Annotated in this window: 16 protein-coding genes; 8 read left to right on the forward strand and 8 right to left on the reverse strand. The window is 41.1% G+C overall.

The window, feature by feature from the left end; genetic code table 11:
* Nucleotides 1–94: 94 nt before the first annotated feature.
* Complete coding sequence (locus NE535_RS03735; protein WP_261297346.1) at nt 95–526, reverse strand: universal stress protein; 432 nt, start codon at nt 524–526, stop codon at nt 95–97.
* A gap of 343 nt (nt 527–869) precedes the next feature.
* Between NE535_RS03735 and NE535_RS03740 the strand changes: the two genes are divergently transcribed.
* The 6 genes from NE535_RS03740 (at nt 870) to NE535_RS03765 (ending at nt 6383) form a co-directional block, all read left to right on the forward strand.
* Nucleotides 870–2294, forward strand: a complete 1425-nt coding sequence (locus tag NE535_RS03740) for a coniferyl aldehyde dehydrogenase (RefSeq protein WP_261297347.1) — start codon at nt 870–872, stop codon at nt 2292–2294.
* A gap of 12 nt (nt 2295–2306) precedes the next feature.
* Nucleotides 2307–2900 carry a TetR/AcrR family transcriptional regulator gene (locus NE535_RS03745; RefSeq protein ID WP_261297348.1) on the forward strand — a complete coding sequence of 198 codons (594 nt, stop codon included), beginning with the start codon at nt 2307–2309 and terminating at the stop codon, nt 2898–2900.
* Nucleotides 2901–3083: 183 nt separating this feature from the next.
* The gene (locus tag NE535_RS03750; protein WP_261297349.1) at nt 3084–3968 is read left to right on the forward strand and encodes a MipA/OmpV family protein; all 885 of its coding nucleotides are present in this window, start codon (nt 3084–3086) and stop codon (nt 3966–3968) included.
* Nucleotides 3969–3970: 2 nt separating this feature from the next.
* Nucleotides 3971–4390: a DUF3019 domain-containing protein gene (locus tag NE535_RS03755; protein WP_261297350.1), complete on the forward strand. Its 420-nt coding sequence runs from the start codon at nt 3971–3973 to the stop codon at nt 4388–4390.
* Nucleotides 4390–5103 (forward strand): winged helix-turn-helix domain-containing protein, encoded by a 714-nt coding sequence (locus NE535_RS03760; protein WP_188840543.1) that lies wholly within the window; start codon nt 4390–4392, stop codon nt 5101–5103. Before NE535_RS03755 ends, NE535_RS03760 begins: the two co-directional genes overlap by 1 nt.
* 17 nt (nt 5104–5120) lie before the next feature.
* On the forward strand, nt 5121–6383 hold the full coding sequence (locus NE535_RS03765; RefSeq protein ID WP_261297351.1) for an ATP-binding protein: 1263 nt from the start codon (nt 5121–5123) through the stop codon (nt 6381–6383).
* Here the strand turns inward: NE535_RS03765 and NE535_RS03770 are convergent.
* The gene (locus NE535_RS03770) at nt 6380–6691 is read right to left on the reverse strand and encodes a DUF1289 domain-containing protein (protein WP_261297352.1); all 312 of its coding nucleotides are present in this window, start codon (nt 6689–6691) and stop codon (nt 6380–6382) included. The two genes, NE535_RS03765 and NE535_RS03770, sit on opposite strands and share 4 nt — an antisense overlap.
* A gap of 146 nt (nt 6692–6837) precedes the next feature.
* Here NE535_RS03770 and NE535_RS03775 point away from each other — a divergent pair, with 146 nt between their 5' ends.
* Complete coding sequence (locus NE535_RS03775; protein WP_261297353.1) at nt 6838–7350, forward strand: DUF4136 domain-containing protein; 513 nt, start codon at nt 6838–6840, stop codon at nt 7348–7350.
* Between the two features lie 218 nt (nt 7351–7568).
* Here the strand turns inward: NE535_RS03775 and NE535_RS03780 are convergent, their stop codons facing one another.
* Together NE535_RS03780 and NE535_RS03785 are read right to left on the reverse strand one after the other, a co-directional pair.
* Nucleotides 7569–8714, reverse strand: a complete 1146-nt coding sequence (locus tag NE535_RS03780) for an HlyD family secretion protein (RefSeq protein ID WP_261297354.1) — start codon at nt 8712–8714, stop codon at nt 7569–7571.
* Entirely contained in the window at nt 8714–9106 is a 393-nt protein-coding gene (locus NE535_RS03785) for a DUF3302 domain-containing protein (protein ID WP_261297355.1), read from the reverse strand. Before NE535_RS03785 ends, NE535_RS03780 begins: the two co-directional genes overlap by 1 nt.
* Nucleotides 9107–9327: 221 nt before the next feature.
* Between NE535_RS03785 and purT the strand changes: the two genes are divergently transcribed.
* The gene (gene purT / locus NE535_RS03790) at nt 9328–10503 is read left to right on the forward strand and encodes a formate-dependent phosphoribosylglycinamide formyltransferase (RefSeq protein ID WP_261297428.1); all 1176 of its coding nucleotides are present in this window, start codon (nt 9328–9330) and stop codon (nt 10501–10503) included.
* Between the two features lie 96 nt (nt 10504–10599).
* Here the strand turns inward: purT and NE535_RS03795 are convergent, their stop codons facing one another.
* Genes NE535_RS03795 through djlA form a run of 4 tightly spaced genes read right to left on the reverse strand, consistent with a single transcriptional unit; the run spans nt 10600 to nt 13472 of the window.
* Nucleotides 10600–11043 (reverse strand): hypothetical protein, encoded by a 444-nt coding sequence (locus NE535_RS03795; protein WP_261297356.1) that lies wholly within the window; start codon nt 11041–11043, stop codon nt 10600–10602.
* Between the two features lie 19 nt (nt 11044–11062).
* Nucleotides 11063–12013, reverse strand: a complete 951-nt coding sequence (locus NE535_RS03800) for a D-2-hydroxyacid dehydrogenase (RefSeq protein WP_261297357.1) — start codon at nt 12011–12013, stop codon at nt 11063–11065.
* Between the two features lie 25 nt (nt 12014–12038).
* Nucleotides 12039–12653: a porin family protein gene (locus tag NE535_RS03805; RefSeq protein ID WP_261297358.1), complete on the reverse strand. Its 615-nt coding sequence runs from the start codon at nt 12651–12653 to the stop codon at nt 12039–12041.
* Nucleotides 12654–12698: 45 nt separating this feature from the next.
* Nucleotides 12699–13472 (reverse strand): co-chaperone DjlA, encoded by a 774-nt coding sequence (gene djlA / locus NE535_RS03810; protein WP_261297359.1) that lies wholly within the window; start codon nt 13470–13472, stop codon nt 12699–12701.
* Between the last annotated feature and the right edge of the window lie 4 nt (nt 13473–13476).

Consider the following 13476-nt stretch of genomic DNA (forward strand, 5'->3'; position numbering starts at 1 on the left):
AAGCAAGTTTTATCACCAAGCTAAATAGCATTAACACATAGGCGGTTAATAGCCCTAAAAGCTAATTTATCTAAGCGAAGTCATTAGCAAAAGGTTATTTCACCACTAGCACTGGGCAATGGGCTTGATTGGCCACCGTTTCAGCTACGTTTTCATGTAAAAAATGCGCCAAACCCGTTCTGCCATGACTTGCAATCACTACCATACCAATATCGCCGGAATTAGCTTCTGCCACGATTTCAGCGGCAGCATCACCACGACGGATGACTGTTTCAATCGGCATTTTGGTATTTAACCCTGCAAGTAATGAATGCATCTTTTTCGCCGCGGCTTCTTCCATGCTTTTAGCCAATTCCTCTGGCGTAACGGCTAATATCATGTAGTTTTCATCACCAAATGGCTGATCAACAACATGCACAATTCTAATACCTACATCATAGAGATTAGCCATTTCGATAGCATACTGGAGAGCATGAGATGCCGTTTCAGAAAAATCCGTTGGCCATAAAATTGTTTTACTTCGCATAATTTCCTCCGGTCACATGGAAATATCTCAATTCAAAATATCTGTTATCTCAGCCATTATATTGAGTGAGATAGTCAGCACAACTGACAAACATTGTTGAAAACAAGATGTCATCTTGAAAATAATACCAGCTAAAACAGACACCCTTTTACCAACCGCATCTAGGCTCATTAGCCCATAAGATACCTTCTAAAGTGTAGCCTGTTGTAAGATGCAATTATTGATATAGCGCATATTATCAACAATTGTTGCATCTATCAGTCGTAGAGGGTAACATCAGACCGACTAATCAGTCGGCTTTTTTTATTGACGTCTAATTGACATTTTTTTGCTGGAGTAACTTATGAATATGACTGTTGAACAATCACAATTGTCACCATTACAACAATTATTGCAGACGCAACGCAGCCACTATTTATCGCATCCCGCCCCTAGCTATCAATCCAGAGTAGAAAAACTAAAACAACTCAAGCAATTACTTTTGCAGTATCAACAGCCAATCGTTGCTGCCTTGATGAAAGACTATGGTCATCGCTCTGAAAACGACACCGTTATTTCAGATATCATGCCGTGTATCAATAATATTAACTACACCCTTAAAAACCTTAAATCATGGATGAAGCCCAGTAAACGTCATGCAGGTTTATTACTTTCACCGTCAAAAGTGTCTGTGCATTATCAACCTTTAGGCGTTGTAGGCATTATCGTTCCATGGAATTTTCCGGTGATGTTATCTATTGGACCATTGATTACCGCTATCGCTGCGGGTAATAGAGCTATGCTCAAAATGTCAGAATTCACCCCACATACCAATCAAGTACTCAATGATTTATTAGGGCAGGTTTTTGCAGAAAATGAAGTCGCGTTAGTAGAGGGAGAAGCTGATATCGCTGCACAATTTTCTGCTCTGCCTTTTGATCATATTTTATTCACAGGTTCAACCATAGTCGGCCGCCATGTGATGCGAGCGGCGGCTGAGAACTTAACACCAGTCACCCTTGAGTTAGGTGGTAAATCTCCAGCGATTATTGCACCAGATATGCCAATTGATACCGCCGTTGAGCGATTAATTTTTGGTAAGTGTTTAAATGCCGGTCAAATATGTGTCGCACCCGATTATGTGCTCTGTCCTGAAGATAAAATTGATGAATTAATCAAAGTCTACCAAGCTAGGTTCAATAAAATGTACCCTGATTTTGATAACAACCCTGATTACGGCAATATTATCAATGACCGTCAGTTTGATCGATTAATAAAAGTGATTGACGATGCAAAATCAAAAGGGGCAAGGGTCGTTTCAGCATCAAACAGTGCAACAACTGTCGGCAAACGCAAACTCGCCACCCAATTAATGACTCAGGTCAATCCAGATATGCTTGTTATGCAGGATGAGATTTTTGGGCCTATTTTACCAATTATCGGTTACAAATCGGTTGATGAAGCAATTGGTTATGTTAATCAACGCGATAGACCATTAGCACTGTATATTTTAAGTTTTGATAGCAGCGCTCAAAATCATATTCTACATCACACCCATTCTGGCGGCGTGTGTATCAATGATACGGTATTTCATGTAGCCGCTGACGACGCGCCATTTGGAGGAATTGGGCCATCGGGTATGGGGCACTATCACGGTAAAGAAGGTTTTCTCACCTTCAGCCATGCAAAAACCGTATTAAACAGTGGTAAAATTAATACCGGTATTTTTGTGCATCCTCCCTATGGCACATTAATTCAAAAAGCATTGATGAAGTTCTTTTTACGTTAGGAATAACCCACTGTGACCATCGAACATGCCACAAAAAAACAAACAGATAAAAAAAACGCCATTTTAACATCGGCTTTGGCGTTATTTGTTCGTCAAGGGTTTCATGCCACATCCACAGCCTCTATTGCGAAGGCTGCGGGAGTGGCTACTGGAACCCTATTTCACCACTTCCCTACAAAAGACTGTATCATTAACCATCTTTTTTTAACTATTAAACAAGAGTTTGCCGATACTATCATCAGCAACAGCCAAGTTACCGGCAATATCGAATCAGATGCAAACGCCCTATGGCAAAATGCCATTGATTGGGCTATCTCTGAGCCATTAAAGCAAAAGTTTTTTCTGCAGTTTTCATTGTCAGCGGAAATTAATGCTGCCACGCGGCAACAAGCAATGAATGGTATTTTAGGTTTTATCGTGGCGTTAATAGAAGAAGGCCAGCAACAAAATATCATTGCGCACTACCCTGTCGATTTGTTGTTGGAAAATTGCCACGGTCAATATTTAGCCGCTATTTGTTTTTTTACCGACCACCCAGAGTTAGGCAAAGACACGTCCCATCGCCATGCCAGCTTTCAATTATTTTGGAAGGCCATCAAAGCTTAAGCCTGTATAATAGCTTTGATGCATCAGTAACATTTTGTATCCAACCGTTGTTAATTATTAATGCCGTAGAGAGATAGTGATAACATGATGTTTATGACTTGTTCTCTATTTAACCGTAACGTGTTTAAAAGGTTAAATATCAGAAATTTAGTACTAAACACATAGAAGGTTATAAAGTCATTTATGCTTAAATACATACGTAATGTTTTATTATTCTTGATTGCCACCCCAGCATCTATGGCGTTGGCAAAGGCTGAACCAGTGTGTTTAACCTCAAGTGACTGTATTACTCAAGGGGAGTGGGACATCTCTTTGGCCGTGGGTTATGGCAAGAAAACGAATCCATTACAAGATTATGATGACATTCCATTGTATGTGCTGCCTTCAATTGCTTACTACGGTGAACAGTGGTTTTTTGACAATGGTAATTTAGGCTACAGCCTAAAAGAGGCGGAAAGATTTTCTATCAATCTTGTGACCAGTTACAGCGATGATAGAGCGTTTTTCTACGATTGGGATCCAAGTAATCTTTTTTTAAGTGGGGATCGCACCTCCGCAGATGTGAATATCATGCCAATGAGAACCATGTCGCGAGAGATAACCGAGCCACCTAAAGTTTTCGAAGAATTAGAAAGTCGTCACTTTACTTTTTACGGTGGCATTGAGGCATTTTATTATGCGCGCTGGGGCTTTTTAAAGTTTGCTTATGCCCATGATTTACTGAATGTTCACAATGGTGAAACGCTTCACTTTAGCTGGAACTATGGCATAGCCATTGAACAATGGGTGTTTGATGCTGCATTACGAGCTGATTGGAAGAGTGCTGAGGTGATTCAATATTACTATGGCGTTAGAGAAAGTGAAAATAGCTATTGGAGCGAACATTATCGCGCCGATTCAGGCTGGAATACCGGGTTAGAATTAACCACACGCTACATTATTAATGAGCAATGGAACATTTTAATGGCATATCGCTACACAGGGTTGTCAGATGAAATAAAAGATAGCCCATTAGTCAATGAAGATAACAGTCAAAGTTATTTTGTTGGCGCAGCTTATAGGTTTTAACGTTGAAGTATTTCACCCTGCGTGCCGCATATTGCTTTTGGAGCATTTTAATTCTATCGATGAGTGCTTTTGGTATAAAAGCTGAAACACTCGAACAACAGGCGCACCTGAAAGCTACGCCTAATTTGTGTTTAACGGATGATCAATTTAGTTACTGTGAAATAGACCTGTTGTTAACATGGGAAACAGTTAATGACGATCTTGTTTGCATCATATCTGATTATCCAACCATACCGCGTTGGTGCTCGGACGATCCAAGCGAAAAATCTGTCAACTTAACAATAAAAACCGATAAAGATATTCAATTTATACTCGTAAGAAAGGACAACAACCTCACCCTTGCTGGCGTAAAGTTGAAAATAAATAAAGCCTCGACACAACAAGTACGCAGGCGCTATCGGAACCCTTGGAGTTTATTTTAATGACCACGCCACAATTTACACATAGAGTTCTATTGGTTGAAGACGACATCAGGTTAGCCAATCTCATTGTTGATTATTTAAAATCCCACGACATGCACGTTGAAGTTGAACGCCGTGGCGATACCGTATTAACCCGTCTAATCAGCTATAAGCCTGATATTATCTTACTAGACATTATGTTACCCGGTCTTGATGGCTTAAGTCTTTGCGAGAAACTACCTGACTATTTCTCTGGCCCTATTTTGTTAATGAGCGCACTAGGCAGTAATGAAGACCAAATTAAAGGTCTTGAATTAGGCGCTGATGACTATATCGTTAAGCCTGTCGATCCTGCTTTATTAGTCGCTAGAATGAACAACTTACTGCGTCGTCAAGCTCAGCCAAACAAACCAGAATCACATTGTCTCAACTTTGGGAAACTCAGCATCGATCCTCACACCCAAGCTATTCGCTTAGGCAATACTGAAGTTGACCTCACCAGTCACGAATTTGAATTGTTATGGTTACTGGCTTCTCAAGCGGGTCAAATACTCAGCCGCCAATATATTTATCAATACCTCTTAAACATCGACTTTGACGGTAAAGATCGTAAAATTGATGTACGTATTTCACGTCTTCGTAAAAAGCTCGGTGATAGCATTGAAACACCTTTCCGTATAAAAACGGTTTGGGGGCAAGGTTATTTATTCGCGCCTGAAGCGTGGAATAATTAATTTAGTCGTAAAATCAATTGAAACGCCTCTTCATCAGCCTGTATCTCCTATTAAGCTTAAGCTTTTTAGGGATCGGCTGGACATTAGATAGTTTGTGGCAAAACCATGTTGAAGATAGTGGTGACGTCGATGCACCGCTCATCGCGCTGGCATTAATACTATCTAAACATTCCGAAGCAGAACGGCAAATGCTGCTTGATGAAATAAGCAAGCAGCATGCTTTTCCACTTCAACTACTGCAGCGAGATCAAATTGCCTTAAATGGTAACATGCAACTTTCTCATAATGAGATTCTCACCAGTCAAACCGATAAGACCCAATTGCAATTCATCGCTGTGGGTAACCAGGTGCTGATTGCTGGCCCGTTTGACATCGATCCTCGAGATAAATTGCGCGGCATATTTACCATCATCTTTTACTTATCCTTAGCATTAGTTGCATTAGTCTGGGTATGGCCTTTATCTCGAGACTTAAAAGTACTGCGAAGTGCCACAAAAAAGTTTGGTGAAGCACATTGGGATACACGCATTGAGCTGAACAGCCGCTCACAGGTTGCCCCTCTGGCGTTGACATTTAATGATATGGCGCAGCATATTAGCAGCCTAATCGACAACCAAAAGCATCTGACTAACGCTGTGTCACATGAAATTAGAACCCCATTAGCCAGGCTTAAATTTGCGTTGGCATTACTGCCTAAATATTGTTTACCTGACAGTGATATGCAACAACGCACTCACTTTTTAAATGAGATGCAAACTGATATCAAAGAAATGGAAGACTTACTGCAAGAATTACTCACTTATGCCAGTTTAGAAACCATGCAGATAGAGCCTGTGTTAGAAAACTGTGAATTAATCAATATCAGTAAGCAGCTTATCATTAGGCTTAAAGATTTAAGCGTGCATCACATTGAGTTAACCTTACCTGATCAGACTGATGAAATTTACATAAAGGGTGAAGGTTCGTTGGTTGAGCGCGCGATTCAAAATCTCATTATTAATGCCCAACGCTATGCTAAATCCACAATCAACATTCATCTCAGTCACGACCTAAATAACGTTTATTTAACGGTTAGTAATAATGGTCCTTGTATTCCTTTAGAAGATCAGCCGCATATATTTGAAGCCTTTTATCGTAGTCAATCACAATATCATGGTAATAAAGGGCATGGATTAGGCTTAGCCATTATCAAAAGGATCATGTTGCGCCATCGTGGTAACGTCAGCATAGAGAGCAATGATCAAAAAACGGCGTTTACACTAAGCTGGCCTAAAAACTAATCCAGCTTAAAATCACTGATATCGCCTAACACATCGTTATCGTCCGACTCATCAAAGTCCAATTGAGTATTGATACTGGCTTGCAATTGCTGTTGCTGTAATTTTCTTGCATTAAAAATAGCGTATTGGCGGCGCCTTTTACGTTGGACACACAAGCGGATCACATCTTGTTTTTGCAGTTCAGAGAAACTCATCCAATTAAAACGTTCATCTCGGCTACGAAAACAGCCCAAGCAATAACCTTTAGGATCTGACTGGCAAATACCGATACAGGGGCTTGGTACTGCAAAAAAACTTAATTGTTCCATAGTTGAGCGTAATTGACTTATTGACGTATAGTTAAGGTTATACTAATAGCAGTAAAATTGTACAATTTTTGGAGAGTCATATTATGTTGCAGTACATTTTTAGTGGAAATTTTTATCGCTGTGTTTTTTCAGCCTCAGCATTACTCATGGCTAGCTTGACAATATCTGGTTGCCAAAGCACACCTAAAAATGACTATGATGTTGACTATGATTTTAGCCAACTGAAAAGCTTTACGCTATTAGATGTGGTTAATGCTGAAGATCCACTGACTGTTCAACGTGTGCGTGAAAACATTATTCAAACACTAACCCAACAAGGTTTTACCCAACAAGCACAACCAAGTGATTTTAACGTTAGCTTTGCCTTTAAAACCGAAGATAAACCCAAAAGTTCAGGCATGTCGATTGGTTTAGGTACTGGAGGTTGGGGCAGTAGCGGCGGCGCCAGCATTGGTACGAGTGTGGGGGTTCCGATAGGAAGCGACACTGCCAAAATACAAACTATTCAAATCGACATAATCGATCCAATTAAAAACCGTTTAATTTGGCGTGGTTCAGATAAGTATGACTTCGACATGGGTGGCCAAGATAAAGCAGACAAGACAGCAGAAACCGTGCAGCAAATTCTCAAACAGTTTCCGCCTAAAAAAATTCAATAACCTTCAACGCCTCATCATTATTAGAAGATTATCATTCAAGGTTTACGTTGAAGGTTAAGACTAACACTTAACCACTGATATGATTTATCGATGTAAAAACCTAAGCTAGCAATAAAAAACGTCCGCTATTACGGACGTTTTTATTAAGGGCTGGCGAAGCCACCTCGACTCCTGATAGTCAATCGGCCTGACTTTATTCAGCCAATGTAACGAGGGTATTAGTGCCCCTCACCAAATAAGTAATTTAACCAGCCTTGCATTCTAAGTAATACTTTTCGCATGACCGACACATGGCTGAAATGTTCAGTATAAATTGCGGCCTGCCCTGCGACACCTGCGGGTAACGAATTAATTAACTCGTGATCATCAAGATCAATTAATACTAATACTCTGCCTCGTTGAAATAACCGATTTGATGACTGCAAGCTGCCACTGAACTGAAGCTCACCTTCAGCCATAGCGGGTAGTATTTTAGCAACTTTACCCTTGAATACCACACCAGGCACAGCATCAAGAATCATCTCTGCTTCATCACCTTCTTTTAAACGCAGTAATGAGTTCTGCCAAAACGCACCGGCAAAATAACGCTCTTCATCAGGAATGAATGTCAATGCTGGGCGAAGTGGAAGTGGAACGGCCATTGCACCTTCCCTAAGCGCTAATTGAGTCACCACACCGTTTGATGGAGCACGTACAATGGTTTGCTCTAATTCAAACTGCGCTTTGTCAAGTTCAGCCTGTAAGCCGGCAACTTTTGTATTAACGCCATCAATATTCGACTCATACGCCAAACGATTACGAAGTTCTTCAGCTCTTGCACCATCTAATTGAGCTAACGATGCTAAATACACCTGACGACGATTATCTAATTCAAGTTCAGTAAACGGAGAGTTTTTCCCGCCTTTTCTACGACCCTCATCATATCTTCTAAAGGCTGACTCGTTACGCGTCGCATCTGCTTGAGCTTGTTCAAACTTTGCATGTGCTGCCTCATATGCGGCTTTCAATTGTGGTACTTGCTGCTCAGCTTCTTTTAATGCAGCTTGTTTTTGCTTCACAGTAGCTGCATAAGGTGTGGGATCAATTCTAAAAAGAATATCACCTTTCGATACTGGCATATTGGGGACAACATTAACTTCAGTGACAATACCTTTTACCCCTGGGGTAATAGGAATGGAGACAAAGTATTCCCGAGCAAATTTAGTATAAGGATGGTTATAGTTCATCAATAACAACAGGGTACCGATTAACACTATGCCCCCTAATATTGCGGTTGGCACAGTCCATTTAGTCAAAGGGATTTTGAATATTTTAAAAATCGCGATACACAGTGCGCCATAAGTAAGAATGAGTAATAAATCCATTATTTAAGTTCCTCACTATGAGATTTAGTGGCTTCTTCAGCGTTAAACTCAGCTGTATTGGTGTTTTCCACAAGTGCTAATCGCTGCGACAGTTCTGTAACCTGTTGAATAAGCTCTTTAACCTCCCCCTCAAGAATCAACTCTCTTTTACGACTATCGCTAAAGCCCCAGCCCCTATCTTCTCGATACAAGGTGGCCCATATCCATAAAAATGGCCAAATGGCATGTAAAGTGAACAAACTCACCCATCCGGCAATATGCAGTGCATCTTGCTGGGGATGATTGCGCTTTTTAGCTATTTCATACGGGATATCATGAATAGCGATAATGCCGTAAAAGATGAAAATCACGACAAAAAACAATACCCCTAACGCGAAGTAATCTAGAAACATTTTAGCCTCCAAGCCAAATTTAACCTTCTGCCCACACATCTTACATAACCAGTTACACTTTACAACGCTTGTTTTATTGCTAGAACAAACATAACAGGTAAATCTAACGAATCTATATCACAAATAATGTTCAAAAATGGCAAAGTTGCTTATTGAACAGGTAAACTGTTCCGATAATAGAACACTAAGAAAGGTTTATTATGAGTCATTCTTCATTAGAAATTTTAGGTACCCCGAATCGTGCTGATGCCGTGAAAGCCATGTTACTTGGCTGTGGTGAATTAGGTAAAGAAGTCGCCATTGAGCTGCAACGATTTGGTATTGAAGTCATCGGGGTCGATAGGTATCCCAACGCGCCGGCCATGCAAGTCGCCCATCGCTTCCATGTCATTAATATGCTCGATGGCGCGGTATTATCGGCATTAATTGAGTCTGAAAAACCAGATATCGTGATCCCAGAAATTGAAGCGATTGCAACGGATATTCTAGTTTCTCTAGAGGCGAAGGGCTTGAATGTCGTACCTTGTGCGCAAGCAGCAAAGCTCACAATGGATAGAGAAGGCATTCGTCGCCTTGCAGCAGAAACCTTAGGTTTACCGACCTCTGCATACTTTTTCTGCGACAGCTTAGATGAACTCACTATTGCAATTAACGAAATAGGTTTTCCCTGCGTCATAAAACCTGTCATGAGCTCTTCTGGTAAAGGTCAAAGTGTTATTAAGTCGGCTGCAGATATTCAACCCTCATGGGATTATGCTCAACAAGGTGGAAGAGCGGGCCAGGGACGCGTTATTGTTGAAGGTTTTATCGCGTTTGACTATGAAATCACCTTATTAACCATTAATGCCATTGATGGCATTCATTTTTGCGATCCTATTGGTCATAGACAAGAAGATGGCGATTATCGTGAGTCATGGCAGCCTCAGAACATGCCTGATCATCTGCTAGAAAAGGCACAGATAGTCGCGATGAAAGCCGTTAAAGCATTGGGTGGTTTTGGATTATTTGGTGTTGAGTTATTTATTCAAGGCGATGAAGTGTATTTCTCAGAAGTCTCCCCTCGCCCTCACGACACCGGACTTGTCACGCTCATCAGCCAAGACTTATCCGAATTTGCTTTACATGTTCGTGCCATTTTAGGGCTACCTATTGGTAAAATAACCCAGTATGGGCCTTCTGCATCTGCCGTTATCCTTGGTGAAGGAAAATCAGACAATATTCGTTTTCAAGGAATGGGTAAAGCACTGGCTCTGCCAGATACTCAACTCAGATTATTTGGAAAACCCGATATTGATGGCCGCAGAAGGTTAGGTGTGGCTTTAGCAAAAGATAACAGCATCGACAATGCGGTCACAAAAGCCAAGAAGGTTGCAGCAGAAATCAGCGTAATTCTGTAACGATCAGCGTTTGTTCTCACTTTCAATATATCAAAGCAAGTACGCCATATTTCAAAATATGGCGTCTGTGTATTTTAGTCGCGAGTTGGTGGCGAGTTATTGGCGACGAGGCAAAGCTTTATCGGCAAGATGGTAATGAACCAGCATGAAAAATCGAAATAACGATTTTAATTTAAGCTGCTGATCATGTTGCCCTGCTGCGATGAGCTTTTTTAGAAGATGCAATCTTAAATAGGCTCGTTCAATTAACTTATCAGCGTGCCAGTGCAGATATTTTTCAAATTCTTTGTAGCCATTAATTGTTGAGCTTTTTAATGGTTTAGCATTGATAGTGTAAGACTGCTGCATAAGCTGTTTGAACACGCAATTTTCCAACCCCGCAACTATCACATCGCTGGGCAGGCGCTGCTTAAAGGCGCTTGCCATGTAATGAATATTTGATTCAATTTCAAATTGCAGTTGGCGTAATTGGGCATCGGAAGCTTTCTTTAAATTGCGTTCTTTGTCGAATACATCATAGAGTTCTTTGTAAATGCTCATGCTAATTCCGGCGATATCCTTAAACCAAGTTAATTGGTGTACCATTTATATACTGAACAACGTTGTTCACCGCTATGTTCATTAAATTTTGTCTGGCTTCCGTAGTTGCCCAAGCAATATGCGGGGTAATACTCATATTATCTGCTGACAATAATGGATTATTCGCTTGAGGCGGCTCAGTTGATAACACATCTACACTAGCATAGCCTTGATTTTGATTAAGCCAATTGGCTAGGGCTTGTTCGTCAATTAGGTCACCTCTGGCTGTGTTTATCACCATGGCATTTAACGGCAGCGCTTTCAAAGTTGTAGCATTGATCATTCGATATGTTGCCTCGGTCAAAGGGCAATGCAAAGATAAAAACTGCGCCTGAGGTAACAACTCATTCAACTCGCACCAGCTTACGCCCTGTGGCAAATGTTTTTTGCGCTGAGGTGTATGAATCAATACTTTCATTCCAAAGGCAAGGGCAATTGTAGCCACTTGCTGGGCAATATCACCATACCCAACTAGGCCTAATATTTTACCTTTTAATGACATTAAAGGCTTTAACGTAAAACAAAAGTCTCGCTGCTGAGTCCACCCCCCCTGTTTAACCGCATGATCGTGTAACGCGACATGTTGGCTGTGATGCAAAATATGAGCAAATACCATTTGCGCAACGGCATCAGGGCCATAAGCTGGCACGTTAGTCACCACTATGCCTTGTTGTTTAGCAAAAGCGACGTCGACAACATTGGTACCTGTCGCAAGTACCCCAATATATTTAACTTGGGGCAGCTGCCTGATCACATCAGCAGTTAAGGCAGTTTTGTTAGTTAATACGATGTCACAATCTTGGCATCTGTTAACGACATCTGCCGCCAAGGTATGTTCGTAAACTTGGCACTGCTCTGCTAAATCGCTAAAACCGTTCCAGCTCAAGTCACCAGGGTTTAAGGTATATCCGTCTAAAATGACTATGTTCATGACTATCCTAACGCTTCAAGACTGACTAAAAGGCAACCGCAACGCCTATATTGGTTTGACCTTGCCACATTAAATCACCTTCAATTTGCCAAACACAACGGGTTTCGTTACAAAACAAACCACCTGTCGAGTTAACAAACGTGGCATAGCCCCGAATATCAGCAAATAAACTGACGTTGTCGGTTAACTCGTACGCCACTCCACCACCAAATCCCATAGATAAATTAGTTTCACTTGAATATTGTTTATCAGGGCGAAGTTGGGTTAAACCGGCACTAGCAGTGATGTAAGGTTTAAAATGACCATTGGGGAAATATAATGTACCGCCCAAATGAAAATAGTTAACATCTAAGTCGGTCAATACCTCGGAAGATAATAATCCTTGACGTAAATCAGTATTATGGCGGCTAAACAGTAGGTAAATGTTCCCTGGATCATTCGTGGTGATGCCAAGCATTAAACCAGCACTTCCGCCCTCGTTCATCTCTAAGTCAGTGGTTGTCTCATCACTGACTAAAACCTCCAAACCATTGCCGCCAAAACTGTAACCGCCAAAAGGAGCAATAAACACATCAGCATGACTAGGAACACTGACGGTTAAGCATCCTGCTATAAGTCCTAATATTATCTTTTTCACCATTGAATCACTCCTGTATTCACGAACAATAAAAATATTACCTAATGTCTAACGCATGCCCCTTGACGTTTTTATCACCTCATAAGCCGCTTGAATGTCTTGTGCTTTATCTTTAGCAATCATCATCATTTCTTCGGGTAAGCCTTTAGCCACCAACTTATCGGGATGGTGTTCATTCATTAACTTACGATATGCGCGCTTGATTTGTTGATCACTTGCAGACTCATCAGAACCCAATACTAAATATGCATCCTTAATAGGCATTTTACTGCCATGACTAGATTGATGATGTTGAAATTCAGCTTGCCAACGGGATAACAAGTCTTTTAATACGCCCGACATCCCTAACTGTTCAGCGATGACTGCTAATACTTGTTGCTCTTTTGCCTGAAGTTCACCATCGGACAATGCGGTTTGAATTTGAATTTCTAAAAACATCTGCAGCAATTCATGTCGACTTTGGGTGACTCTTTTAAAGTCAGCAAGTTGCTTGGATAGATCAAATCCACTTTGACGCCCAGAGCGAAACGCTTCTTGAGCCTCTTGGCGTGCTCGGCCTGTGAGCTGCATTTTATCCATAAGTAATGTGGCAACCCGAATATCCGCTTCAGTAACATGACCCGATGCTTTAGCAACATGCCCCATGACCGCAAAAGTGGTATTAAAGAAAATCGCTTGGCGCTCACCCGCATCTTGGATCAAGCTTGATAATCGTTGACGTTTATCATAAAGGTGCCCCAGCCATAGTCCCAACAGACCACCGAACACTTTGCCAAACATAAAACCTATAATAAATCCGAAAACCTTTCCCCAAATTCGCATCGAC

It is taken from the genome of Shewanella holmiensis (assembly GCF_025370255.1).
GTDB classification, from domain to species: Bacteria; Pseudomonadota; Gammaproteobacteria; order Enterobacterales; family Shewanellaceae; genus Shewanella; species Shewanella holmiensis.

Bases quoted from the DNA above. Each gene is read 5' to 3' on its own strand.
- NE535_RS03735 (WP_261297346.1), bottom strand. From the start codon at position 526: ATGCGAAGTAAAACAATTTTATGGCCAACGGATTTTTCTGAAACGGCA.
- NE535_RS03740 (WP_261297347.1), top strand. From the start codon at position 870: ATGAATATGACTGTTGAACAATCACAATTGTCACCATTACAACAATTA.
- NE535_RS03750 (WP_261297349.1), top strand. From the start codon at position 3,084: ATGCTTAAATACATACGTAATGTTTTATTATTCTTGATTGCCACCCCA.
- NE535_RS03760 (WP_188840543.1), top strand. From the start codon at position 4,390: ATGACCACGCCACAATTTACACATAGAGTTCTATTGGTTGAAGACGAC.
- NE535_RS03770 (WP_261297352.1), bottom strand. From the start codon at position 6,691: ATGGAACAATTAAGTTTTTTTGCAGTACCAAGCCCCTGTATCGGTATT.
- NE535_RS03775 (WP_261297353.1), top strand. From the start codon at position 6,838: ATGGCTAGCTTGACAATATCTGGTTGCCAAAGCACACCTAAAAATGAC.
- NE535_RS03780 (WP_261297354.1), bottom strand. From the start codon at position 8,714: ATGGATTTATTACTCATTCTTACTTATGGCGCACTGTGTATCGCGATT.
- NE535_RS03785 (WP_261297355.1), bottom strand. From the start codon at position 9,106: ATGTTTCTAGATTACTTCGCGTTAGGGGTATTGTTTTTTGTCGTGATT.
- NE535_RS03795 (WP_261297356.1), bottom strand. From the start codon at position 11,043: ATGAGCATTTACAAAGAACTCTATGATGTATTCGACAAAGAACGCAAT.
- NE535_RS03800 (WP_261297357.1), bottom strand. From the start codon at position 12,013: ATGAACATAGTCATTTTAGACGGATATACCTTAAACCCTGGTGACTTG.
- NE535_RS03805 (WP_261297358.1), bottom strand. From the start codon at position 12,653: ATGGTGAAAAAGATAATATTAGGACTTATAGCAGGATGCTTAACCGTC.
- djlA (WP_261297359.1), bottom strand. From the start codon at position 13,472: ATGCGAATTTGGGGAAAGGTTTTCGGATTTATTATAGGTTTTATGTTT.